Source organism: Corynebacterium ihumii, from assembly GCF_028609825.1.
Taxonomy (GTDB): Bacteria; Actinomycetota; Actinomycetes; order Mycobacteriales; family Mycobacteriaceae; genus Corynebacterium; species Corynebacterium afermentans.
Genome location: NZ_CP063190.1, coordinates 141,793 through 163,261, shown reverse-complemented (window position 1 = coordinate 163,261; position 21,469 = coordinate 141,793). Strand labels below are relative to the sequence as shown.

At 65.8% G+C, this 21,469-nt stretch carries 17 protein-coding genes; 11 read left to right on the top strand and 6 right to left on the bottom strand.

The window, feature by feature from the left end; all coding sequences use genetic code 11:
- Nucleotides 1-73 precede the first annotated feature (73 nt).
- Nucleotides 74-820 carry a hypothetical protein gene (locus CIHUM_RS00710; RefSeq protein ID WP_034996930.1) on the top strand — a complete coding sequence of 249 codons (747 nt, stop codon included), beginning with the start codon at nucleotides 74-76 and terminating at the stop codon, nucleotides 818-820.
- An 87-nt stretch (nucleotides 821-907) separates the two neighbouring features.
- Here the strand turns inward: CIHUM_RS00710 and CIHUM_RS00705 are convergent, their stop codons facing one another.
- The 4 genes from CIHUM_RS00705 to CIHUM_RS00695 all read right to left on the bottom strand — a co-directional run bounded on the left by CIHUM_RS00705 (nucleotide 908) and on the right by CIHUM_RS00695 (nucleotide 7,948).
- On the bottom strand, nucleotides 908-4,138 hold the full coding sequence (locus tag CIHUM_RS00705) for an alkaline phosphatase (RefSeq protein WP_051106221.1): 3,231 nt from the start codon (nucleotides 4,136-4,138) through the stop codon (nucleotides 908-910).
- A gap of 282 nt (nucleotides 4,139-4,420) precedes the next feature.
- Complete coding sequence (locus tag CIHUM_RS00700; RefSeq protein WP_034996929.1) at nucleotides 4,421-6,385, bottom strand: G5 domain-containing protein; 1,965 nt, start codon at nucleotides 6,383-6,385, stop codon at nucleotides 4,421-4,423.
- A complete protein-coding gene (locus CIHUM_RS11020) occupies nucleotides 6,319-6,519 on the bottom strand; it encodes a G5 domain-containing protein (protein ID WP_074431956.1) in 201 nt (66 codons plus the stop codon). The genes CIHUM_RS00700 and CIHUM_RS11020 overlap by 67 nt, the downstream gene beginning before the upstream one ends.
- A gap of 13 nt (nucleotides 6,520-6,532) precedes the next feature.
- Nucleotides 6,533-7,948 carry a hypothetical protein gene (locus tag CIHUM_RS00695; protein ID WP_034996927.1) on the bottom strand — a complete coding sequence of 472 codons (1,416 nt, stop codon included), beginning with the start codon at nucleotides 7,946-7,948 and terminating at the stop codon, nucleotides 6,533-6,535.
- A 148-nt stretch (nucleotides 7,949-8,096) separates the two neighbouring features.
- On the opposite strand from CIHUM_RS00695, the gene CIHUM_RS00690 reads away from it, so the two are divergent.
- The 8 genes from CIHUM_RS00690 (at nucleotide 8,097) to CIHUM_RS00655 (ending at nucleotide 16,186) form a co-directional block, all read left to right on the top strand.
- Nucleotides 8,097-11,006, top strand: a complete 2,910-nt coding sequence (locus CIHUM_RS00690; protein WP_034996925.1) for a DUF4040 family protein — start codon at nucleotides 8,097-8,099, stop codon at nucleotides 11,004-11,006.
- A gap of 3 nt (nucleotides 11,007-11,009) precedes the next feature.
- Nucleotides 11,010-11,471 carry a cation:proton antiporter subunit C gene (locus CIHUM_RS00685; protein ID WP_034996923.1) on the top strand — a complete coding sequence of 154 codons (462 nt, stop codon included), beginning with the start codon at nucleotides 11,010-11,012 and terminating at the stop codon, nucleotides 11,469-11,471.
- Nucleotides 11,471-13,018, top strand: a complete 1,548-nt coding sequence (locus CIHUM_RS00680) for a monovalent cation/H+ antiporter subunit D family protein (protein WP_051106219.1) — start codon at nucleotides 11,471-11,473, stop codon at nucleotides 13,016-13,018. The genes CIHUM_RS00685 and CIHUM_RS00680 overlap by 1 nt, the downstream gene beginning before the upstream one ends.
- A complete protein-coding gene (locus tag CIHUM_RS00675; RefSeq protein WP_051106217.1) occupies nucleotides 13,018-13,455 on the top strand; it encodes a monovalent cation/H+ antiporter subunit E in 438 nt (145 codons plus the stop codon). The genes CIHUM_RS00680 and CIHUM_RS00675 overlap by 1 nt, the downstream gene beginning before the upstream one ends.
- A 3-nt stretch (nucleotides 13,456-13,458) precedes the next feature.
- Entirely contained in the window at nucleotides 13,459-13,725 is a 267-nt protein-coding gene (locus CIHUM_RS00670) for a cation:proton antiporter (RefSeq protein ID WP_034996921.1), read from the top strand.
- Between the two features lie 2 nt (nucleotides 13,726-13,727).
- Nucleotides 13,728-14,063: a Na+/H+ antiporter subunit G gene (locus CIHUM_RS00665; RefSeq protein ID WP_034996919.1), complete on the top strand. Its 336-nt coding sequence runs from the start codon at nucleotides 13,728-13,730 to the stop codon at nucleotides 14,061-14,063.
- 12 nt (nucleotides 14,064-14,075) lie between these two features.
- Complete coding sequence (locus tag CIHUM_RS00660) at nucleotides 14,076-14,624, top strand: RNA polymerase sigma factor (protein ID WP_034996917.1); 549 nt, start codon at nucleotides 14,076-14,078, stop codon at nucleotides 14,622-14,624.
- A gap of 80 nt (nucleotides 14,625-14,704) precedes the next feature.
- Nucleotides 14,705-16,186 carry a YkvI family membrane protein gene (locus CIHUM_RS00655; RefSeq protein ID WP_074431955.1) on the top strand — a complete coding sequence of 494 codons (1,482 nt, stop codon included), beginning with the start codon at nucleotides 14,705-14,707 and terminating at the stop codon, nucleotides 16,184-16,186.
- A gap of 30 nt (nucleotides 16,187-16,216) precedes the next feature.
- Here the strand turns inward: CIHUM_RS00655 and CIHUM_RS00650 are convergent, their stop codons facing one another.
- Together CIHUM_RS00650 and CIHUM_RS00645 are read right to left on the bottom strand one after the other, a co-directional pair.
- Complete coding sequence (locus tag CIHUM_RS00650) at nucleotides 16,217-17,242, bottom strand: aspartate-semialdehyde dehydrogenase (RefSeq protein WP_034996915.1); 1,026 nt, start codon at nucleotides 17,240-17,242, stop codon at nucleotides 16,217-16,219.
- Nucleotides 17,243-17,254: 12 nt separating this feature from the next.
- Nucleotides 17,255-18,520 carry an aspartate kinase gene (locus CIHUM_RS00645; protein ID WP_034996913.1) on the bottom strand — a complete coding sequence of 422 codons (1,266 nt, stop codon included), beginning with the start codon at nucleotides 18,518-18,520 and terminating at the stop codon, nucleotides 17,255-17,257.
- Between the two features lie 90 nt (nucleotides 18,521-18,610).
- On the opposite strand from CIHUM_RS00645, the gene CIHUM_RS00640 reads away from it, so the two are divergent.
- Together CIHUM_RS00640 and leuA are read left to right on the top strand one after the other, a co-directional pair.
- Entirely contained in the window at nucleotides 18,611-19,462 is an 852-nt protein-coding gene (locus CIHUM_RS00640; RefSeq protein ID WP_034996911.1) for a DMT family transporter, read from the top strand.
- A gap of 180 nt (nucleotides 19,463-19,642) precedes the next feature.
- Complete coding sequence (gene leuA, locus CIHUM_RS00635; protein WP_034996909.1) at nucleotides 19,643-21,454, top strand: 2-isopropylmalate synthase; 1,812 nt, start codon at nucleotides 19,643-19,645, stop codon at nucleotides 21,452-21,454.
- The last annotated feature ends 15 nt before the right edge of the window (nucleotides 21,455-21,469 follow it).

The following is a 21,469-nucleotide window of genomic DNA, read 5'->3' as shown; positions in this document are numbered from 1 at the left end:
CTTGCAACATGGCCCCCATCACACTGGTGCGTGTACCGCTTCGAGTACACACCTACACCTCAAGGAAGTCCATATGAAACGCATCATCACCAGCGCCGCCGCGTGCGTGATCGCGCTCGGCGCCGTCGCCGCCCCGGCACACGCCGCCACCGTCGGCGAGAAGGACGCGGGCGGGAACTGCGCCGTCACCCTCACGGACATGGAGAAGGAGTTCATCATGGACACCTTCGACCAGGCCAAGCAGATCGGCGCGCACGAGCGCGCCCGCGATTTCATCGCCGCTGTGGAGACGGTCTACCCGGGTGTCATGGCCGCCAACGAGTCCGCTCTCAAAGGCGAGGCGCCGGACTACTCCAAGATCCTGCCGGCAGAGCTGGTCAAGCCGTACACCGATGCGTTGCGGATGCTCGACGAGACCGAACCGACCACCGCCACCACCCTCGAGGACGTCAACGTGGACGCGTGGATGGTCGGCCCCTCCACCACGCCGATGGCTGAAGCCCCGTTCACCGAGGGCACCGAGCTCTACGAGGCATGGTCCGCAACCCCCAGCGGCATGCTCTTCATGAACCAGCAGCTTATCGACGAAGCTAACGCCGCGGCCGCCACCTCCTGCGCCAGCGGCGACGTGAAGGAGCTGGACTTCCCCACTGCCCCCATCGCGCTGGATAAGACCAAGCCGGGCGACATGAAGGATACCCCGAACGTCGCCGCCATCGTTGGTGGCGTAATCGCTGCCCTGTTGGCGCTGGCTGGCATCGCGGCGGCGTTGCCGATGCTGGGCATTAACCTGCCCGGCATAAGCATGCCCGGCTTGTAGTCCAAAGAGCCGCGTCAATGACACATCCCGCCCACCCCTTAAGAATTGCGGGGTGGACGGGACGTGGCGTCGATAAGCGTGAGGCGTTTAGCGCTTCGCGATCGGGCCAAGCACCTCATCGATCGGGAACGGGAAGAGCAGCGAGATGAGCGACAGCAGGCCGATGATGCCCGAGATGGACAGCACGGCGATCAGCCACGGGCTGGTGGTCGAGGATCCCTGCGCAGAGCCCTCGGAATCCCCCTCCGGCTGGGCCTCAACCGGCGTCATCGTGGTGTCGAAGGTGAGACCGTGGTTAATGCTCTCGATGCCGAGAGCATTATTGACCAGGAAGAACAGGTCAGTCTGGTCGATCTGGCCGGTCACGTTCGCCGCACCCGGGCCGGATGCCGCGACGCGCAGCTGCGCGCCGGTGTGCTGCTGGCCACCGAGGGCGTCCTCGTCCTCGTTTGTCTTGGAGGTGGCGAAGTTGACGGCCATGGTGGAGCCATCCACCGTGGTCAGCTGGGTCACGCGGCCAGCGGTGTTGGCGTTGTCGTAGGTGATCTGCGCGGTGTGGGCGTGGTCGGCGGTGGCGACGATGAGGGTCTCCTCGCCAGTCTCTTCGACCCACTTCTGCACAGCCTGGACGGCCTCGTCGAGCTGACCAACCTCACCGATCAGGCCGCAGGCGTCCGCCTGGTGGTCGGCCTTGTCCGGGGACGCGGACTCGACCTGGAGCAGGAATCCGTTGTCGTTCTGCAGCAGCTCCAGCGCCTTGGAGGTCATCGCGCCCAAGCGCGGGGTCTCCTCGGTGAACTCCGGGTTCGCCACACAGGTCGCCGGCTGCTGGTCGCCACCGTCGGTCGTCGGGATGGACTGGTTGAGCACGCGCGGCATGTTGCCCTCGGAGAACAGGCCCAGCACCGGCTTGTCGGAATTGGCCTCGGCGATGGCCTCAAGCTCGGACGCGTTCGTCACCACCTGGTAGCCGTTGTCCTTCGCGTTGTCCAACACCGACTTGCCGGCGGTCCAGGTGTTGCCGCTGGCGTTCCACTTGCCGCCTTGAACGACCTCGGTGTCGAAGTACTTGCTGCCGCCGCCGAGAGTGACGTCGGCGCGCAGGTCCACGATCTGCTCCGAGATGGAGCCCAAACCGCCGTTTTCACGCAGCTGATCGCCCTTGGCCACCTTCTTGTCGCCGGACGGTGCGTAGTAGGAGCGGTCGAGCGCGTGCGCGGCGAAGGCCGCCGGGGTGGCGTCCTGGATCTCGGCAGTGGAGACGTTGCCGATCTTCATCCCGCGGGCCTTGGCCAGCTCACCCATGGTGGCGACCGGCTTACCGGCGTTGTCCACACCGATGGCGCCGTTGTACGACTTCACGCCGGAGTTCCATGCGGTACCGGTGGCGGCGGAGTCTGCCACGTAGTTTGGCAGGCCGGTCTCCTTTTCCAGGGAGAAGGTGGTCAGGTAGCCGGTATAGTCCAGGTTGTCCAGGCCCTCGAAGCGGCCAGCGGAGCCCTTCAGGTAGTTGCGGGCTGCGGTGATCTCGGAATCACCGGTGCCGTCGCCGATCAGGACCACGACGTTCTTCGCCTTGGCGTTGTCGATGCCCTGGCCGTCCTTGCCAAACTGGGCGCAGTCGCCCACCTTCGGAGCTTCGCCAGCGGCGACGAGGTAGCAGAGCTCGTCGCCCGGCTTCGCCTTGGAGCGGTTGGCCAGGGATACGACCTTGTTGTCCTTATTGATCTTCCACGGCTTCTGGCCACCGTCGGTGCCGCCGTTGAGTCCGAGCGCGTTCGCCATGACGTAGAAGGCGTCGGTCTGGTCGAGCTGGCCGTTGACGTTCTCGGAACCCGGACCGAAGCCTGCGATGCGCACCTGGGTGCCGGTGTGCATCATGGAGAAGCCCGGGGTGTCGAACGGGTCGCCGTTTTCCTTCTTGTCAAAAACTGGGTTGCCGTTCTCATCCAACCACGGCTGGGTGCCGAAACCGACGGACATGACCGCGCCGCCGTCCTTCGGGGACTGCAGGCGGGTCACAGCAGAGACGGACGGGCGCCCGTCCGGGATGATTTCCGCGGTGTGTGCGTGGTCGGCGGTGACGACGATCATGGTCTCACCGTCAGCCTTGGCAAAGTCCAGGGCCTCCTTGATCACCTCGTCGATCTGCTCGGTCTCGCCGATCATGCCGCAGGCGTCGGCCGCGTGGTCCGCCTTGTCGATGGATGCGGACTCGACCTGCAGGAAGAAGCCCTTGTCGGAGCTCTTGTCGTCGAGAAGCTCGATGGCCTTCTTGGTCATTTCAGCTGCGGACGGCTCGTCACCGCGATCAGCTTCCTTGCAGACCTCAGGCTCGGTGGTGCCATCGGACTTCACCGGTACGGTCTGCTCGAACTTGCGGGTCATGTTTTTGTCGTGGAACAGGCCGAGCACCGGCTGGTCCTGGTTCGCTACGGTGATGTCCTCGAGGCCCTGCTTGTCGTCGACAACCTGGTAGCCCTTGGCAATCGCGTTCTCGCGGACGGACTTGCCGTCCTCCCAGTCAGCGCCGCCGTCGTTCTTCTCCGTCAGGAACGGGTTGCGGTTTTCGCCGCCCTCAAGCACCTCGGCGTCGAAGTACTTGCGGCCGCCGCCCAGAGTAACGTCGGCGCGAGTATCGATGATCTGCTCGGAGATGGATCCGAGACCGCCGTTTTCGCGAGCTTCAGCACCCTTGACCGGCTTCGCGTCGCCGGACGGCGCGTAGTAGCCACGCTTGGAAATGTGGGAGTGCATCGCGCCCGGAGTGGCGTCCTGGATCTCCGCGGTGGAGACGTTGCCGGTGCGCATGCCGGCGTTCTTGGCCATCTCCAGGAGGTTCTCATGCGGCTTGCCTGTGATGTCCACGGACAGCGCGCCGTTGTAGGTCTTTCCACCGGTGGACCAGCCCGTCGCGGACGCGGCGGAGTCGGTGACGTACTGACGCTTGCCGTCCTCACCGATTGCGAAGGTGGTGTACGCGCCGGACGCGGTGAGCTCGTCGAGGCCCTCGAAGCGACCGTTCGCGCCCTTGAGGTAGTTGCGCGCCGCGGTGATCTCCTGGTGGCCCATGCCGTCGCCCAGGATGAAGATGACGTTGCGGGCCTGGGCGTCGGAGTTGCCCTGGCCGCCCTTGCCAAACTGGGTGCAATCGCCCGGCTGCGGCGCGACGACGTTGCCTTCGGAATCAATGGAGATGCAGGTGTCCTTGCCGTTGAACGCCTGCTCCGCGGACTGAGCGAGAGAAACCGGCAGGTTTGCCAGTGCCAGCGCGGAGACGCTGACGACAGCTGCCACTGCCTTGGAGGAGAAACGCATAAGAATTCCTTGAGGTAAGAGGGACGGTTTTTGTAACCATGGCGCAAGCTACTCCCAGGTTGCGTACAGGAGGTGACATTCAGGTGAATTTCAGGTTACGTCCGCATCAGCACAGCTCCTGGCCCTATATTTGTTGCAGGTAAGTGAAATCGGTGTTCAACTAGCGGCGCTTTATTCGTCACGAGAGGTTTGACTACTCCCCCAGCAACCGGACCTTCAAACGCGAAAAACGGCCCCCGGATCGCTCCGGGAGCCGTCTTTCTTCGCGTGGGCTAGCGCGAGCTACTTCTCGCCTGCGGGCTTCGCGGCGGTGGTCAGCGCGGTCTTCTTCGAAGAACCAGCCTCACGCTCGCGGGAGGACCCGGCCTTTGCCTCGCCCGCTTTATCGGACGAGCCGCCGAAGTTCAGCTTGCGCTCGGTGGATCCGAGCACGGTCATCCCGTTGTCGAAGCCCTCCTCGCTACAAGCCTGCGCGATCAGCGTGCCCGTCAGCGCGACTGCAGCAAGGGCGCCGAGGGCGATACCCACCGGGCGCAGCTGCTCGCCGTAGCCGGCGAAGCGCTGATTGAACTGCTGGTTGAGCGCGTTGGCCTGAGCCTCCGCCTGGCGGACCCACTCCGGCTTCTCAATGCCACGGTGGCCGTGGCCGAAGTCCGGGGTGTTCTCGCGGACGAATGCCTCCCAGCGGGCGTTCAACGCGCCGGATGCCTGGTTGATCTGCGGGCCGTACATCTCGTTGACGCCGTAGCCGATTGCGCCGAGAAGACCGACCGGCAGCAGCCACAGCAGCGGGCTGTTCGCGGCGAACGCGTTGGCGACGCAACGCTCCGCGGACGAGCCCTTCTCGTCCTCCACCGGAGTATCCGGCTTCGGCTGCTCCGGCTTCGGATCCTCCGGCTTTTCCTCGACCGGTTTGCCGGTGCCCACGCGGATGACCAGGTTGGTCGGCTCGCGCAGCGTCTCGTCGGTCACCGTCGGGTCGCCGAGTTCCTTGCCTTCCTTCATCTCCCAGACCTTGGTGGTGCGCTTGGCACCATTTTCGCCATGGGTGTCCACCTTGACCACACCAGCGGCCAGGGTGTCGTCCTCGATGAAGATGGTCTCGAACGGGATCGGCTCGGTGATGACCTCGCGTTTTTCCTGGACATCCTTCGCGGTGCCGATCTCCAGAAGGTAATCCTGCGGCTCGGTGACAGTGGTGGCGGTGTCGCCCACGTGCTGCACCAGGCCCGGCTTACCTTCCTGGATCACCTTGTGCTCGCCAGCTGGCAGGTTCGGGTTCTCCGTCGCAATCACCTTGAACGGCAGCGGCTCAAGCCAGTTCAGCTGGTCCGGCTGCTTCGCACCAACGCGGACGAGGCGCGGGATGGCGTCCAGGGTGTTTTCCACGGTGGTCTCATCATCGACGGTGGTCACACGGACGGTGCCCGACGTGCCCTCGCGGACAACAACCTGCTCGCCCGGCTCGAGCGACGGGTCGAAGATCAGCTGCGTGGTCGGCGGGACCTCCAGCTCGGTCACGGACGCGTCCATCGGCGTCTGCTTGGTGCCGATGCGGATGACGGCATTCTTCGGCTCGCGGGTCCGCTCCGTGGTCGTGGTCGGTTCGCCAACCAGCTTGCCGTCCTTGAATTCCTGGGTGGTGGTGACAACTTCTTCACCGACTTCACCCTGCTCGATGCGCTGCGCGCCCTCCGGCAGATCCGGGTCGTAAATCACCTCGGTCTCGAACGGCACCGGACGCGTCACCTTGGTCACGGCGACATCGTCCTTCGGGCCGTATTCGACGATGCGCTCGACCGGTTTCTTCTCCTCGAGCTTGGTCACCTCGCCGGTTGCCGGGTCTGCGGAGTGCTTCGTGGAGCCGTTCTCGCCAACCTGCACAACGCGACTCTCGCCGGGTGCGAGCTCGGGGTTGGGCTTAACGGTCGTGTTGAACGGAACCTCGGAGGTCCAGGTGAACGGGTTGGTTTCCGGCTGCTTGGTGCCCAGGCGAACAACGCGCTGGACCGGCTTTTGGGTTTCAACCTCTTCGATCGTCCACACCGGCTTGCCGTCGACCATTTCCAGCTTCGGGCGGAGCGTCTTAGCACCCGGGGTGCCCTCCTGGTCAACGACCTCCTCGCCTGCAGGCAGGTTCGGGTCGAAGACGTACTCCACCGGGTACGGCAGCTCGACGGTCAGGGGCTCAACGCTTGGTGACGGCGCTGGGGCCGGCTCTTCCGGCTCCACCTGCTTCGTGCCCACGCGGATGTGGTGACGCCACGTTTGATCGTCACCGTCTTCTTGCCCGGCTTGCCCTCGGTCACAGTCTCAGACGTGCCGGCTGGCATGTTCGGGTCGAACTCAACCTTCACATAGAACGGGATCTCAGACTCCACGGACTCGGTGTTGTCACCGGTGGTCTTGGTACCGACACGGATGACGACGCCCCCGTGCCCCAACCAGGCCCGCCACCGCAAGCAGAGCGGACAGCAGCACCGCCGAGACGATGCCGCGGTAGTCGCCACCGTTGCCGCCCGCCGAGACAGCGGTGGACACCCAGTGCATCGGCGCTGCCTGGGACAACGAAACCCACGCAGAGTCGACCTGCGCGGTGGTCGCGGTGCGCCACACCCAGCCGACGAGTCCGGTCTGCACCAAGGCGAGCACGCCGGCCGCGCCAAGACCAACCCCAGCGCCGAATGCTCGACTTAACACGGAAGCCAGCCCCGCGCTAGCGAGCGTGCCCAGCAGCAGACCCGCAAACGCCACCCCGTATTCCTGCACACTGAACCCAGATCCGATCACCCCGGCCAAGATGGTGCCCGCGGCGGCCAAAACCACGGAACCGACGCCCAGGATCCACCAGCGCCCGCGGGACGCGAACCACGCAGCCGCCGCCAGCGCGGTGCCGCCGAGCACGGCCATCGCCGCAAGCAACATCGCGGCCACCGGGGCGAGGGTTGAGCCGGCCGGCGCGTTCTCTGCGGCACCCGACGCGGCCGCCGGCACCGGCAGGGCCGCGCGCACCGCGCCAACCTTGTCGGCGTTCATGCCCGCCATCTGGTTGATCTTTTCCACGCCGGCGACCAGCTCGTCGATGCCGCCGGTGGCCTGCCCGGTCTGCGCCTGGAGCTCACGCAAGCCCGCGGCCAGCTCGGCGGAGCCGTTGGTGGCTGTATATATACCGTCGTGGTAGCCGTAGCCCGGTACGGCGAGTTGGTTGGCCAGGTCGCGGGAGCCGTCGCGCAGCTGGTTCATTTTCGCCACCACGTCCGGCGGCAGCTGGGCTGTCTCCGCCTGGGCCCGCAGGTCCTTCAGCGACTCGCGGGCCTTGACCGCCTCCGGGTCTTTCGCGCCCTTGAGCTCCTCCAGGGAACGGTCGATCGCGCCGACCACCTGGCCGCGCACTGCCTCAAACCCGGACACCTGGCCGACCACCTCGCCGATGGAATCCGCCAGCTGCGTCGCGCCCGCGCCCAGCTGGCCAGTGCCGGCCTGGAGCTCAACCATGCCGTCGGCGAGCTGCTGGGAGCCGGACTGGGCGGCGGCGAGGGCGTCGATAAGCTGCTGAGTTTGCCCCTGCGCCTCGCCAATGCCCGCGGCGAGCTGGCCGGCGCCCTCCTTGAGCACCTTCGCCTGCTGCCCGGCCTCACCGGCGGCGCGGCGCGCATCCCCCAAGTTGTCGGGGCCGACCTGCGGGGCGCCCGAAACCTCAGCATCGCGCCCCGCATTCGCCCATGTGTCGGCCGGATTCATGGGCAAAAACACCCCGACAACCAGCGCCAGAAGCGCACACACCAACCGCCACGCGTTGCCCGATTTCATGGCATTGTTCTTAGCACTCGCGCCCGACTTGCTGCGGGAGGCGCACCGCCAGCACATCGTCGGGAATGCGCACCGTTAGAACCGTGTCGGCGGCCTTGATACTGTCGTAAGGGTTCTTGCCAAAACCATGGAATGAAATGGGTTCACCATGACACTTCCCCTTGTCATCGGGCTCGTCGCAGCGACGGTGGTGCTCTCACCGATCCTCGTGCGAGTCATGGACAAGAAGGCCGGGTACCCGCTCGCGGCGATACTCTTCGCCGCCGCGGCCGTGCTGGGCTCCAAGTTCACAGAAGTCTCACGCGGCACGGACCTCAAATGGTCCAAGGAGTGGGCGCACAATGTGATGGGCACGGGCACCTCCGTGGACTTCGCGTTGCGCGCAGACGGCCTGGGTATCTTCTTCGCACTTTTGGCGTTGGTGATCGGCGGCGTGGTCTTTTTGTACTCTGCCGCGTACCTGCCCGAGCGCAACGGCAACACCAGCTTCTACACCATCATGACGGCGTTTACCCTGTCGGTGCTGCTGCTGGTGCTTGCGGACGACGCCGTGCTGCTGTTCATCGCCTGGGAGCTCGTCTCCATCGCGTCGTTCCTGCTCATCGCGCGCTCCGGCTCCTCGGGCGAGGCCGGGTCCTACCGCACCCTGATCCTCACCTTCTTCGGCGGCCTGACGCTGCTGGCTGGCCTGGCTGTGGCCTCCGCGCAGACCGGCACGACGCGCCTGCAGGACATCCTCGCCGCCGATATCTGGGGCGACAACCGCGTCACCGTCGTAGTCGCGCTGCTCATCGCGTTCTCCGCGTTCACCAAGGCCGCGCAGTTCCCCTTCCACTTCTGGCTGCCCGAGGCCATGGCCGCTGCCACCCCGGTCTCCGCGTTCCTGCACGCCGCGGCGGTGGTCAAGGCCGGCATCTACCTGCTGGTGCGTTTTTCCACCATCTTCTCGGACGTGGCCGCGTGGAACTACCTGCTTGTCACCGTCGGCCTGTTCACGGCGCTGATGTCCGCGCTGTTCGCCATTACCAAGACGGACCTGAAGCACCTCACCGCGTACTCCACGGTCTCCCACCTGGGTTGGATCGTCGCCGCGATCGGCATCGGCACCCCGGTCGCTCTCGCCGCGGCGCTGACCCACACGCTCGCGCACGCGCTGTTTAAGTCCTCGCTGTTCATGCTCATCGGTGTGGTGGACCACGAGGCCGGCTCGCGCGACATGCGCCGCCTGGGCCCGATCTACAACAAGATGCCGTTCACGTTCGCCTCCACCGTTATCGCCGCCGCCTCCATGGCCGCGATCCCGCCGCTGTTCGGCTTCGTGTCCAAGGAATCCATCCTGGATGCCTTCCACGAATCCTCCTACGGGGCGCTTTTGCTCACGGTGGCCGGCATCGCCGCATTCCTCACCTTCGTGTACTCCGCCAAGATCGTCTTCGGCGCATTTATCGACGGACCAAAGGGCCTCCCCGACGTCCACGAAGCCCCCACCGCCCTCTGGCTGCCCGCCGCGCTGCCCGGCCTGACCTCCGCGGTCCTGCCGTTTGTGCTGTTCTGGGTGGACAACCCCGTCTCCGCAGGCGTGCGGGCTGTGACGGGCGACGACAGCTTCGCCACCCACCTCGCACTCTGGCACGGCGTGACCCCGCCATTCCTGGTGTCGGTGGCAGTTTTGGTCGCCGGCGTGGTGTTCGTGGTGTTCTTCCGCAAGCGCGTCTTCGCAGCACTGGGCAACAAGGACCTTCTGCCCGCAGACGGCACCGAGGTCCTGGCCTGGCTCACCCGCAGCCTGTCCGACCTGGGCAAACAGCTCGGCTCGCTGGCCGACGGCTTCAACCCGTCGCGCCACCTGTTCCCCCTGCTGGCCTCCGTCACCGCGATGGGCCTGTGCGTGATCGTGCTGACCGACGGCATCGATGGCGTCACCCCGGCCCCGCGCGCCGAGGGCCTGGACGTGTGGTGGGACCTCATCCCGTTCGCGATCATCGCGATGTCCGTGCTGGGCATGGTCTTCACCCGCTCCCGTCTCGCCTCCGCCGTGCTGCTCGGCACCGTCGGCGTGGGCATGACCCTGCAGATGTTCCTGCTGGGCGCCCCGGACGTGGCCATGACGCAGTTCCTGGTCGAGTCGCTGACCGTGGTGGTCATCCTGGTGGTGCTTCGCTACCAGCCGCGGATGTTCCCGGAGACGAAGGCTCGTCGCAAGGCTCTTGCCTCCATCTTCGCCCTGATCGCGGGCGTGGTCACCTTCTTCGGCGTCTACGGCCTGACCGGCCGCCGCGGCCGCTCCGAACTGGCCGAGTGGTACCTCACTGAAGGCGGCGACGTCACCGGTGCCGACAATATCGTCGCTGTGATCATCGTGGAGTTCCGTGGCTTCGATACCTTGGGCGAGCTGTCCGTGCTCGGCATGGCCGCGGTGGTCATCGCCGCGGTGGTCAGCTCCATGCCGCGCCACCTGTTCGAGGCCGGCACCCGCCCGCGCCCGTTTGGCCAGTCCCAGCTCAACTCCATCCCGCTGCGCAAGGCCGCAGCCCTGGTCGCACCGGTGCTGGTGGTGCTGTCCGTGCTGATCTTCTTCCGCGGCCACACCGCCCCCGGCGGCGGCTTCGTCGCAGCGCTTGTGATGGCCACGGCGTTCGCCATCAACTACCTGTCGCGTGGCGCGGACGCGGACGTAGTGCAAAACTTCACCCCGATCCGCCTGACCGGCTGGGGCATCATCATCGCTATCGCCTCCGGCTTCCTCGGCTTCATCGAGAGCGGGTTCATGTACGCCATCCACGGCGAGATCGCCGGCGAGCACATGACCACCTCGCTGATCTTCGACTTCGGCATCTACCTCGCCGTGCTCGGCATGGTCACCGCCGCGATCAACGCGCTCGGCGGCTACCTGCGCCCCGGCATGGACCTGTCGGACCTGGACTACACCCGCGACGAGGAAGACAACCCGCTGCCGAGCATCCCGGCCCCGCTGGAGCCCGAAAACCCCGTGGACGCGCACCCGGAGCCGATCAACCCGGCGCACGACCCGCGACCGGTTACCACGAAGGAGCACTAACCCATGGTCATGGCACTTACCATCGCAGTCCTGGTCGCGGGATCCGTGTACCTGGTCCTGCAACGCGGCATGGTGCGCGTCATCTTCGGCATGTCCCTGTTCGGCCACGCCTCAAACCTCACCCTGCTCGCCGCGGGCGTCGGCGCGTGGCGCGGGGAGGCCTTCCCGTCGCGCGTGCCCTTCGAGGACATGGGCGATCCCCTGCCCCAGGCGTTCGTGCTCACCGCCATCGTGATCGCGATGGCCACCACCACGATCCTGCTCATGCTCTCCGCGCTGGGGCGCAACGACGACACCGCGGAGCTGCCCACCGGCACCGACGCCGGCTACTCCAAGATGCGGCTGAGCCCGTCGGCCCTGTCCACCGCCGGCCGCAACGCGCGCCTGAACCAGAAGAAGCTGGAAGAGATCCGCGCACGCGAGATCAGCCACGTTGACAACGAAAGCCTGAGGGTGACCGACTAATGGCCGTAGACGCAATCCTGCCCGTATTTGTGGCGCTGCCGCTGATCGTCTCCGCGGTCACGGCGCTGAGCCCCTGGAAGTGGCTCAACGACGCCCTGGCGATCCTCATCCCCGCCATCAACTTGGCCCTCGGCGTGTGGCTCTACGGCCACACCCGCGACCACGGCACCGTTGGCCACGTCATCGGCCTGTACCAGGGCGGCGTGGGCATCTCCTTCGCCGCCGACACGTTCTCCGCCGTAATGATCGTGACCACCATGATCGTGGCGCTGATGTCCAACTGGTTCGCCATCGTCGTCGGCGAAACCCAGTCCCGGTTCTACGTGCCGCTGTCACTCGTGCTCATCACCGGTGTTTCCGGCGCGTTGCTCACCGCCGACCTGTTCAACTTCTTCGTCATGATCGAGGTGTGCCTGCTGCCGTCCTACGGCCTGATCGCCATGACGGGCACCCGCCACCGCCTGTTGTCCGCGCGCATGTTCGTGCTGGTGAACCTGGCGGCGTCGACAATGCTGGTGCTCGGCGTGGGCTACCTCTACGCCGTCACCGGCGCCGTGAACCTGGCGTCGCTGCAGGGCGTGGCCGCGGGCGGCGGCCCGGCGACGGTGGCCGCCGGCATCGTCGTCATCGCCATCGCCGCAAAGGCCGGCGTGTTCCCCGTCTACACCTGGCTGCCGCGCACCTACCCATCCACCTCCGCGGCCGTGATGGGCCTGTTCTCCGGCCTACACACCAAAGTGGCCGTGTACATGCTGTTCCGCATCTGGGTGATCATGTTCGACATGGACCCGCGCTGGAACACGCTGCTCATCGTGGTCATGGTCATCTCCATGATCATCGGCGGCTTCGCCGGCCTGGCCGAGGCCACCATGCGCCGCGTGCTGGCCTACCAGATGGTCAACGGCATGCCGTTCATCCTGATCATGCTGGCCTTTACTAACGACGACGCACGCTACGCCCTCGCCGCCGGTCTGCTCTACACCCTGCACCACATGATCACCATCGCCGCACTCGTGCTGAACTCCGGCGCGATCGAGGAAACCTACGGCACCGGCACCATGGCGAAACTCTCCGGCATCGCCCGGCGCGACCCGTGGACGTCCGCCGTGTTCGTCGCCGGCGCGTTTTCCATCGTGGGCTTCCCGCCGTTTTCCGGCATCTTCGGCAAGGTCACCGTCGTGCTGGCAGCCGCCTCCGCCGGGGACTGGCGCTCCTGGGTGGCCATCACCGCCATCATCATCGCGTCCTTCGGCGCGCTGCTGTCCATGATGCGCATGTGGCAACGCGTGTTCTGGGGTCGGCCGATGCAGAACTACCCCGAGGCGCTCAACGTGCGCGTGAGCTTCATGCTGCCGTCCGCAGTACTGATGGTCATGTCGCTGTGCATGTTCATCTTCGCCGGCCACATGTGGGACATCACCACCAACGCCGTCGACGACCTGCTCGACGTTGACGCCTACACCACCGCCGTACTCGGCGACGACCCCATCGGCGTCCCCGCACCCGGCGACACCTTCGGCGCCCAAACCAATGGAGGCGAGAACTAATGCGAGGCTTCTTCCACGGCGTGGGATACGCCATCTGGATTGCTAAAGAGATCTTCGTGGCCGGCTTCGACGCCGTTGCCAAAGCGTTCAACCCGGCCACGAAGTTCGACCCCATCGTCATCTACTACCCACTGCGCATAAACACCGACTGGGACGTGTTCTGGTTTTCCACCTCCATCACCGCAACGCCGGGCACCCTGTCCATGGGGCTGCGCCACCCGGTCGCCGAAGACGGGCCGATCACCCTGCTGGTGCAGGAGGCGTTCGGCTCCGACCCGGAAGAGGTCATCGCAGGGTTGGTGGATATGGAGGAGCACCTTCGGCCGTCGCTAAGCAAAAGCCCCATCGACCCGAAAACCGTGGCCTGGGAACCCTACGTCGACCACGGCTCAGACCACCACGGCGACCACGTGCCGCCGGCCGAAAGGATGGTGTAGCCCATGTTCACCACAATCATGCAGATCTGCCTGATCATCATGGCGGTCAGCCTGCTTATCGCGCTCGGCGCCGTGATCCTGACCAAAGACGAGCTCTCCCGCGCCGTGATGGCAGACGTGATCTTCTACGCCATGATCGCCATCTTCCTCGTGTGGACGCTGTTCAACTCGTCCGCCATCGCCTACGAAATCCCGCTGCTCGCCGGCCTAGTGTGCGGCGTGATCCCGACGATCTCCATGGCCCGAATCATTTCGAGAGGACGCCGCTAAACATGACCATCGCCGAAATCATCGTCGCCGTGCTGGTTGTCGTGGCCACCATCTGCGTGGTCGCCACCACCATCCTGCAGCTGCGCGCCCCCGACGCCCTGACCCGCGTGAACCTGCTCGGCCCCCTGGTGGTCGTGGCCTTTCCCATCCTCACCGTGGCCAAACTCATCCACTCCTGGACCACCACCGGCTTCGACCTCAACGACTTCATCCGCGCCGTGCTAGCCATCTTCGCGGTGTGGATCGTCGGCTCCGTGGCATCCTTCATCATGGGCCGCTCCCTGTACGGCGTGACCGTCTCCGACAAAACCACCTTCGCCGAACCTCGCAACCGCTAACGTAATGAGCTTGTGAGCACTAGCGACGACGCGTACGTCACGGACCTGGCACTGCGCGCCGGCCGTGGCGACAAACACGCGCTCACCGAATTCATCCGGCTCACCCAAAACGACGTGTGGCGCCTCCTTGCCCACCTCGCCGGACCCCAACACGCCGACGACCTCACCCAAGAGACGTACCTGCGGGTGCTTGGCTCCCTGCCGCGCTTCCAAGCCCGCTCCACCGCCCGCACCTGGATCCTGTCGCTGGCGCGCCGCGCCTGGGTGGACTCCGTGCGCCACGACATGGCCCGGCCCCGCAAATCCGCGACCGAGTACGAAGATGTCGCCGCCGCCAACCCCAGCCCCGACAACCCCAACACCTGGGGCGACGTCATCGACGCACGCTCGCTTCTCGACGAGCTGCCGCCCGAACGCCGCGAAGCCCTAGTCCTGACGCAGGTGATGGGCTACACCTACGAAGAAGCAGCCCGCATCGCAGGCGTGCGCGTCGGCACCATCAGATCCCGCGTCGCACGGGCACGCAGGGATCTGGTCGCGGGAGCCGAAGGGACTTTGTAGAGCACACGCAAAGGTGCCAACCGGGAGAAATTCGCCTAGGTTTGGAAAAGGTTTTACTAAACTAATCTCGGAGTTTTTTCATGCTGAAAAACGCACTGCTAATTTCATTCGCCTTCATCGGCACCGTCGTCGGCGCCGGCTTCGCATCCGGACAGGAAGCGATGCTGTACTTCTCCGCCTTCGGCACCCAAGGCCTCTGGGGCGCAGTCCTGGGATCCACGCTCATGCTCATCGCCGGTGTGACCATTCTCCAGCTCGGCTCGTTCTTCCAAGCCAAAGAGCACATGGAAGTCCTCGGCTCAATCTCCTCGAAGGTGATGGGCTGGATCCTGGACATCGCCACCATCGTCACCCTGTTCTCCATCGGGTTTGTCATGTTCGCCGGCGCCGGCGCCAACCTGAACCAGCAGTTCGGCATCCCCGTCTGGATCGGCGCGGTGCTCATGCTCGCCGCCACCATCGGATTCGGCATGCTCGACGTGGACAAAGTCACCGGCGCCATCGGCGCACTCACCCCGTTTCTGCTGATCTTTGTCATCTTCGGCTGCGGCTGGACGCTGATCAACTCCCACCCGAACTGGGAGGCGCTCAACGCCGCGGCCGCGCAGGTGGACACCTCCCTGCCCAACTGGTGGATCTCCGCACTGAACTACACCGGCCTGAACGTCATGTGCGTGGTGTCCATGGCACTGGTCATCGGCGGCAACCAGCTAGACACCCGCGCAGCCGGCCTCGGCGGCCTCTTCGGCGGCATCGGCTACCTGGTCATGCTCATGCTGCTGGCCATGGCGCTGCTGGTCAAGATCGACACCGTCGAAGGCCAGGACATGCCGCTTCTGGCCCTGATTTCGGACATCAACCCCACCATGGGCCTGATCATGTCCCTGGTCATCTTCGGCATGATTTTCGCCACCTGCCTGGGCATGTTCTTCGCCCTGGGCAAGCGCCTCTCCCGCGGCCGCGAAGACAAGTTCCGCATCATCTTCATCTCCGCCTGCCTGATCGGCTTCGTGCTGTCGTTCGTGGGCTTCCAGCAGCTCGTGTCCACCGTCTACCCGATCCTGGGCTACCTTGGCCTGCTGCTCATCGTCGTGATGACGCTCGCGTGGATCCGCGGCATCCCGAAGCTGCGCAAGGAAGGCGACCGCCGCCGTCGCGCGCTTGAGCTGACCCGCAAGAAGATGGACCCGGCCGAGCGCTTCACCAAAAACGACGAGCGCGAGCTGGAGTACCTCACCGCCAAGTCCAACGTGGACGAAGAGGAGCTCGTCGAGGCCCTCGAAGAGGAAGTCGCCCAGGAGCTGCTCGACGACGAGGAGAGCGAGTTCGAGGAGGACGACATCGACAATCCCTCCGACGTCGTCTACGTCTCCTACACCGACCCCGTCTCCGCCGACGAGTACGCGGCCAACCCCGACGAGCCGTGGAACGACCGCACCGTCGACGACATGATCGCCGCAGAGGAGGCCGAAGAGGCCGCCGGGCCGGACAACAGCCTGGGCGGCGACGCCAACGATGAGGAAGACGCTGTGGAGGAAACCGGCGGCTCCACCAAGCTGTAGCGCCCCTGGGCGCACGCGGGCGCCGCCGCGCTACACCAGAAGCTCGGCGATCTGGATGGTGTTTAGCGCCGCGCCCTTGCGCAGGTTGTCGCCGGCGACGACGAGCACGAGCCCGCGGCCGCCGTCAACGGACTGGTCCTGGCGGATGCGGCCAACCAGAGACTCGTCGATGCCGGTGGCGGCGCGCGGCGTCGGCACGTCCACCACTTTCACGCCCGGCGCGCCCGCCAGGGTTTCCTCCGCCTGCTGCGGGGTGACGGCCTGCTCGAACTCGGCGTGCACGACCATCGTGTGGCCGGTGAACACTGGCACGCGCACGCACGTGCCCGCCACCTTCAGCTCCGGGATCCCCAGGATCTTGCGCGATTCGTTGCGCAGTTTCTGCTCTTCGTCGGTTTCGGCGGAGCCGTCGTCGACAAGCGAGCCCGCAAACGGCAGCGCGTTGAACGCGATGGGCTCCACGTACGGCCCGAGATCGCTTGGCTTATCGACGTCCTCCCGGACCAGCCCACGCGGATCCCCCAACTCCTCGACCTGGGTGGCCAGCGCCTCCACCCCGGCCAGGCCAGAGCCGGAAACCGCCTGGTAGGACGCGACGCGGAGGGTGGTCAGGCCGAACGCGTCGTGCAGCGGCTTGAGCACCGGCATCGCCGCCATGGTGGTGCAGTTCGGGTTGGCGATGATGCCCTTGGGCAGCTCGCGCGCGGCCTCCGGGTTGACCTCGGAGACGATCAGCGGGACCACGTCGTCCTTGCGCCACGCCGAGGAGTTGTCCACCACGGTCGCGCCCGCGGCGGCGAACACCGGCGCCCACTCGCGCGAGGTGGACCCGCCGGCGGAGAACAACGCGATGTCGACGTCGGCGACGGATTCCTCGGTGACCTGGGTGAGGTCTTCGACGGTGATCTGCTCGCCGCGGAACTCCAGCGTGCTGCCCGCGGAACGCGGAGAGGCGAAGAAGCGCACCTTGTCGGCTGGGAAGTTGCGCTCGGTGAGGATGTCGCGCATCACGCGGCCGACCTGGCCGGTGGCGCCGACGACTGCAAGGGTGGTCATTGAAACCTCTTTCTAACGTCCGGTGCCTGCGTATACCACGGCCAGCTCGTCGCCGCCGAGGTCGAACTTGGTGTGGATGGCGCGCGCGGCCTCAGCCACGTCCGCCTGGCGCACCACGGCGGTGATGCGGATCTCGGAGGTGGTGATCATCTCGATGTTGATGCCGGCGTCGCGCAGCGCGTCGCAGAAGTCGGCGGTGACACCCGGGTGGGACTTCATGCCGGCTCCGACGAGGGAGACTTTGCCGATCTGGTCGTCGTAGCTCAAATCCTCCCAGCCCTCGGCGGCCTGCAGGACGCGCAGCTTCTCCATGGTTCGCGCGCCGTCAGCCTTGGGCAGAGTGAAGGTGATGTCGGTCTTGTTGTCGTGCGAGTTGGAGATGTTCTGGATCACCATGTCGATGTTGACTTCGCCGTCGGCGAGCTCGCGGAAGACCTTGGCGGCCTCGCCGACCTCGTCCTTGATGCCCAGGATGGTGATCTTGGCCTCCGAATCGTCGGTGGCTACGCCGGAAAGTACTGCTTCTTCCATAGGGATATCCTCCAATGCTCCGGCGACCAGGGTGCCGGTATCTGTGCTGTAAGACGAGCGCACCCGCATGGGCACGTTGAATGCGCGGGCGTACTCCACGCTGCGCAACACCAGGATCTTGGACCCGGATGCGGCAAGCTCGAGCATCTCCTCGAAGCAGAGGTTGTCCAGTTTGCGCGCGTCCGGCACGATGCGCGGGTCCGCGGTGTAGACGCCGTCGACGTCGGAGTAGATCTCGCATTCGTCGGCGCCCATCGCCGCGGCTAGGGCCACGGCGGTGGTGTCGGAGCCGCCGCGGCCGAGTGTGGTCACGTCCTTAGTTTCACGGTTCACACCCTGGAAGCCGGCGACGATGGCGATCTTGCCTTCGTCGACCGCCTCCTGCACACGCCCCGGGGTGACTTCGAGGATGCGGGCGTTGCCGTGGCGTTCGGTGGTGATCACGCCGGCCTGGGAGCCGGTGAACGACTGCACCTTCTCCCCCAGCGCGTGCACCGCCATGGCCACCAGTGAGTTGGAGATGCGCTCGCCGGCGGTGAGCAGCATGTCCATTTCGCGCGCGGGCGGGGTGGGGTTGACTTCGGCGGCGAGGTCGAGCAGTTCGTCGGTGGTGTCGCCCATGGCGGAGCAGACCACCACGACGTCGTTGCCGGCGCGGCGCGTGTCCACGATCCGCTGGGCGACGGCCTTGATCCGCTCCGCGCTTTCCAGGGAGGAGCCCCCGTATTTCTGAACGATCAGTGCCATTCGTACCTCCGCGGATCTGGGTGCATTCCAGCGTTCAAGAATAGCGTCCCAAAACCGTCGTTTCAGCCACTCGAGTTAATATCATTCACCGTGCACAACAATTTTCTCGCCGTCGCGTTCGCGCTGATCTCGGCCGCGACCATGGCGGCGGGGACCGTGTGGCGCCACCGCATCATGCGCGCGGGCGCCTCGGAGGGGGAGAACAACGACTCCCCCATGCAGTCCATCAAACGCCCGGCGTGGTGGGCGTCGATGGGCATCGCGTTTGTGGCGTACGGCTTCCAGGCGGCGGCGCTGGCATTCGGGTCCCTGCTGGTGGTGCAGCCGATCCTGGCGCTGTCTTTGATGCTCACGTTGCTGTTTTCGGCGTGGGCGGACAAGCGCCACATGCACACCGCGGAGGCGTTTTGGGCGGTGCTGCTGACCGCGAGTGTGGGCGGGGTGGTCGTACTCGGCCGCCCGCTGCCCGGCGAGCGCGACCCCGCCACCTGGGAGTGGGGTGTTGTCGTGGGCACCGCGGTCGCGATCATCGCGGCCTCCTACGCCATTGCTTCTCGACGTCCCCCGGCCAGCAAAGCCCTCATCTTCGGCTCCGCCTGCGGCGCCATGTACGGCTACCAGGCCGTGTTTTCCAAAGTGGCGGTCGACGGCTTCGTCCACGGCGGCGTGCCCGGCCTGCTGGCCACGTGGCAGCTGTGGGCCATGCTGCTGGCGGCCACGGCCGGCACGGTCGTGCAGCAATACGCGTTCGCCGCGGGCAACCTGGCCACCTCGCTTCCGGCGTCGAAGATCATCGAGCCGCTCGTCGCGTTTTCCCTGGGCGTGTTTTTGCTCGGCGAATCTTTCCGTGTTGATTCGGCTGCCGGGTGGGCGGCCGTTGGGACGTCGATAGGCGTGATGCTCGTCTCCGCCGCAATGCTCACGCGGGTGTCCATCCGATGACCGCGGGTGGATATAAATCCCGCGCGACAACACCTGCCTGACGTAAGGTGTGCCACATGTCGCACAGGGCGCTTCTCCTTCTACGCCGCGGCGGGAATCAGGCCAGCTAACACGGCCGGCACCCCGTCGCGGAGTTTCTGTTGGCCGGCCGTGGAACACCCCCAACAAAGGAGAGCTCCAATGACCGACTTTTTCGCACCCCGCGAGATCCAAACCCCCTCCGGCCCGCGAGGCGACGGCCAGCCCGCGTGGAACAAGCAGCGCGGCTCGCAGATGCCGGTAGAGCGCTACCTCACCTTCGCCGAAGAAGTCGAAGACATCCAGCTGCCGGACCGCACCTGGCCCGACAAGAAAATCACCAGCGCGCCGCAGTGGTGCGCCGTGGACCTGCGCGACGGCAACCAAGCCCTGATCGACCCGATGAGCCCCGAACGCAAACGCCGCATGTTCAACCTGCTGGTGGAAACGGGCTTCAAAGAGATCGAGGTGGGCTTCCCGTCCGCCTCTCAAACGGACTTCGACTTCGTCCGCGAGATCATTGAACAGGACATGATCCCCGACGACGTGACCATCCAGGTCCTCGTGCAAGCTCGCGAGCACCTGATCCGCCGCACCTTCGAGGCCTGCGCCGGCGCGAAGAACGTCATCGTGCACTTCTACAACTCCACCTCGAAGCTGCAGCGCCGCGCGGTCTTCCGCAAGGACCGCGACGCGATTAAGAAGCTGGCCACCGACGCCGCCGCCTTGATCAAGACCATCGCCGCCGACTACCCGGACACCAACTGGCGCTGGGAATACTCGCCCGAGTCCTTCACCGGCACCGAGCTGGACTTTGCCAAAGAGGTCTGCGACGCGGTCGTGGACGTCATGGCGCCGACGCCGGAGAACCCGATGATCATCAACCTGCCGTCCACGGTGGAGATGATCACCCCGAACGTCTACGCCGACTCCATCGAGTGGATGCACCGCAACTTGAACAACCGCGAGTCCATCATCATCTCCCTGCACCCGCACAACGACCGCGGCACCGGTGTGGCCGCGGCCGAGCTGGGGTATATGGCCGGCGGCGACCGCATCGAGGGCTGCCTGTTCGGCAACGGCGAGCGCACCGGCAACGTCGACCTGGTCACCCTGGGGTTGAACATGCTCACCCAGGGCGTGGACCCGCAAATCGACTTCTCCGACATCACCCGCATCCGCGAAGTCGTCGAGTACTGCAACCAGCTGCGCGTGCCGGAGCGCCACCCCTACGGCGGCGACCTGGTCTTCACCGCGTTCTCCGGCTCCCACCAAGACGCGATTAATAAGGGGCTGGACGCGTTGGCGCAGACCGTGCGCCCGGACGCCACCAGCTCCGATGTCACCTGGGAAGAGCTGAGCGAAACCACCTGGGAGGTGCCGTACCTGCCCATCGACCCGAAGGACGTCGGCCGCACCTACGAGGCCGTGATCCGCGTGAACTCGCAGTCCGGCAAGGGCGGGGTGGCCTACATCATGAAGACGGACCACGGCATCAACATGCCGCGCGCCATGCAGCCGGAGTTTTCCGCCATCGTGCAAAACATCACCGACTCGGAGGGCGGCGAGGTCAACTCGAAGAACATGTGGGACGTCTTCGCCACCACCTACCTGGACCTGGATTCGCCGCTGGAGCTGGCACACTACCGCATCGACGCCGCCGAGGAGGAAGGCCAGGACACCCGCGTCGCAGCGACGGTGGTCTACGAGGGCGCGTCCCGCGAGGTCGCGGGCACCGGCAACGGCCCGATCGCGGCGTTCGCGAACGCGCTGGAGCAGGTCGGCATCGACTTCGAGGTGCAGGACTACTCGCAGCGCGCCCGCACGGCCGGCGACGACGCGGACGCGGTCTGCTACATCCACGCGGACGTCGACGGGACGTCGGCGTGGGGTGTGGGTATCGCCGGGTCGACCACGCGCGCGTCGCTGGAGGCGATCGTCTCGGCGGTCAACCGCTCGACTGCCGCAAACTAGCCCCCGCGCGCTATA

Bases quoted from the DNA above. Each gene is read 5' to 3' on its own strand.
- CIHUM_RS00655 (WP_074431955.1), top strand. From the start codon at position 14,705: ATGCTGAAAAACGCACTGCTAATTTCATTCGCCTTCATCGGCACCGTC.
- CIHUM_RS00670 (WP_034996921.1), top strand. From the start codon at position 13,459: ATGTTCACCACAATCATGCAGATCTGCCTGATCATCATGGCGGTCAGC.
- leuA (WP_034996909.1), top strand. From the start codon at position 19,643: ATGACCGACTTTTTCGCACCCCGCGAGATCCAAACCCCCTCCGGCCCG.
- CIHUM_RS00690 (WP_034996925.1), top strand. From the start codon at position 8,097: ATGACACTTCCCCTTGTCATCGGGCTCGTCGCAGCGACGGTGGTGCTC.
- CIHUM_RS00680 (WP_051106219.1), top strand. From the start codon at position 11,471: ATGGCCGTAGACGCAATCCTGCCCGTATTTGTGGCGCTGCCGCTGATC.
- CIHUM_RS00645 (WP_034996913.1), bottom strand. From the start codon at position 18,520: ATGGCACTGATCGTTCAGAAATACGGGGGCTCCTCCCTGGAAAGCGCG.
- CIHUM_RS00705 (WP_051106221.1), bottom strand. From the start codon at position 4,138: ATGCGTTTCTCCTCCAAGGCAGTGGCAGCTGTCGTCAGCGTCTCCGCG.
- CIHUM_RS00675 (WP_051106217.1), top strand. From the start codon at position 13,018: ATGCGAGGCTTCTTCCACGGCGTGGGATACGCCATCTGGATTGCTAAA.
- CIHUM_RS00650 (WP_034996915.1), bottom strand. From the start codon at position 17,242: ATGACCACCCTTGCAGTCGTCGGCGCCACCGGCCAGGTCGGCCGCGTG.
- CIHUM_RS00665 (WP_034996919.1), top strand. From the start codon at position 13,728: ATGACCATCGCCGAAATCATCGTCGCCGTGCTGGTTGTCGTGGCCACC.
- CIHUM_RS00685 (WP_034996923.1), top strand. From the start codon at position 11,010: ATGGTCATGGCACTTACCATCGCAGTCCTGGTCGCGGGATCCGTGTAC.
- CIHUM_RS00710 (WP_034996930.1), top strand. From the start codon at position 74: ATGAAACGCATCATCACCAGCGCCGCCGCGTGCGTGATCGCGCTCGGC.
- CIHUM_RS00695 (WP_034996927.1), bottom strand. From the start codon at position 7,948: ATGAAATCGGGCAACGCGTGGCGGTTGGTGTGTGCGCTTCTGGCGCTG.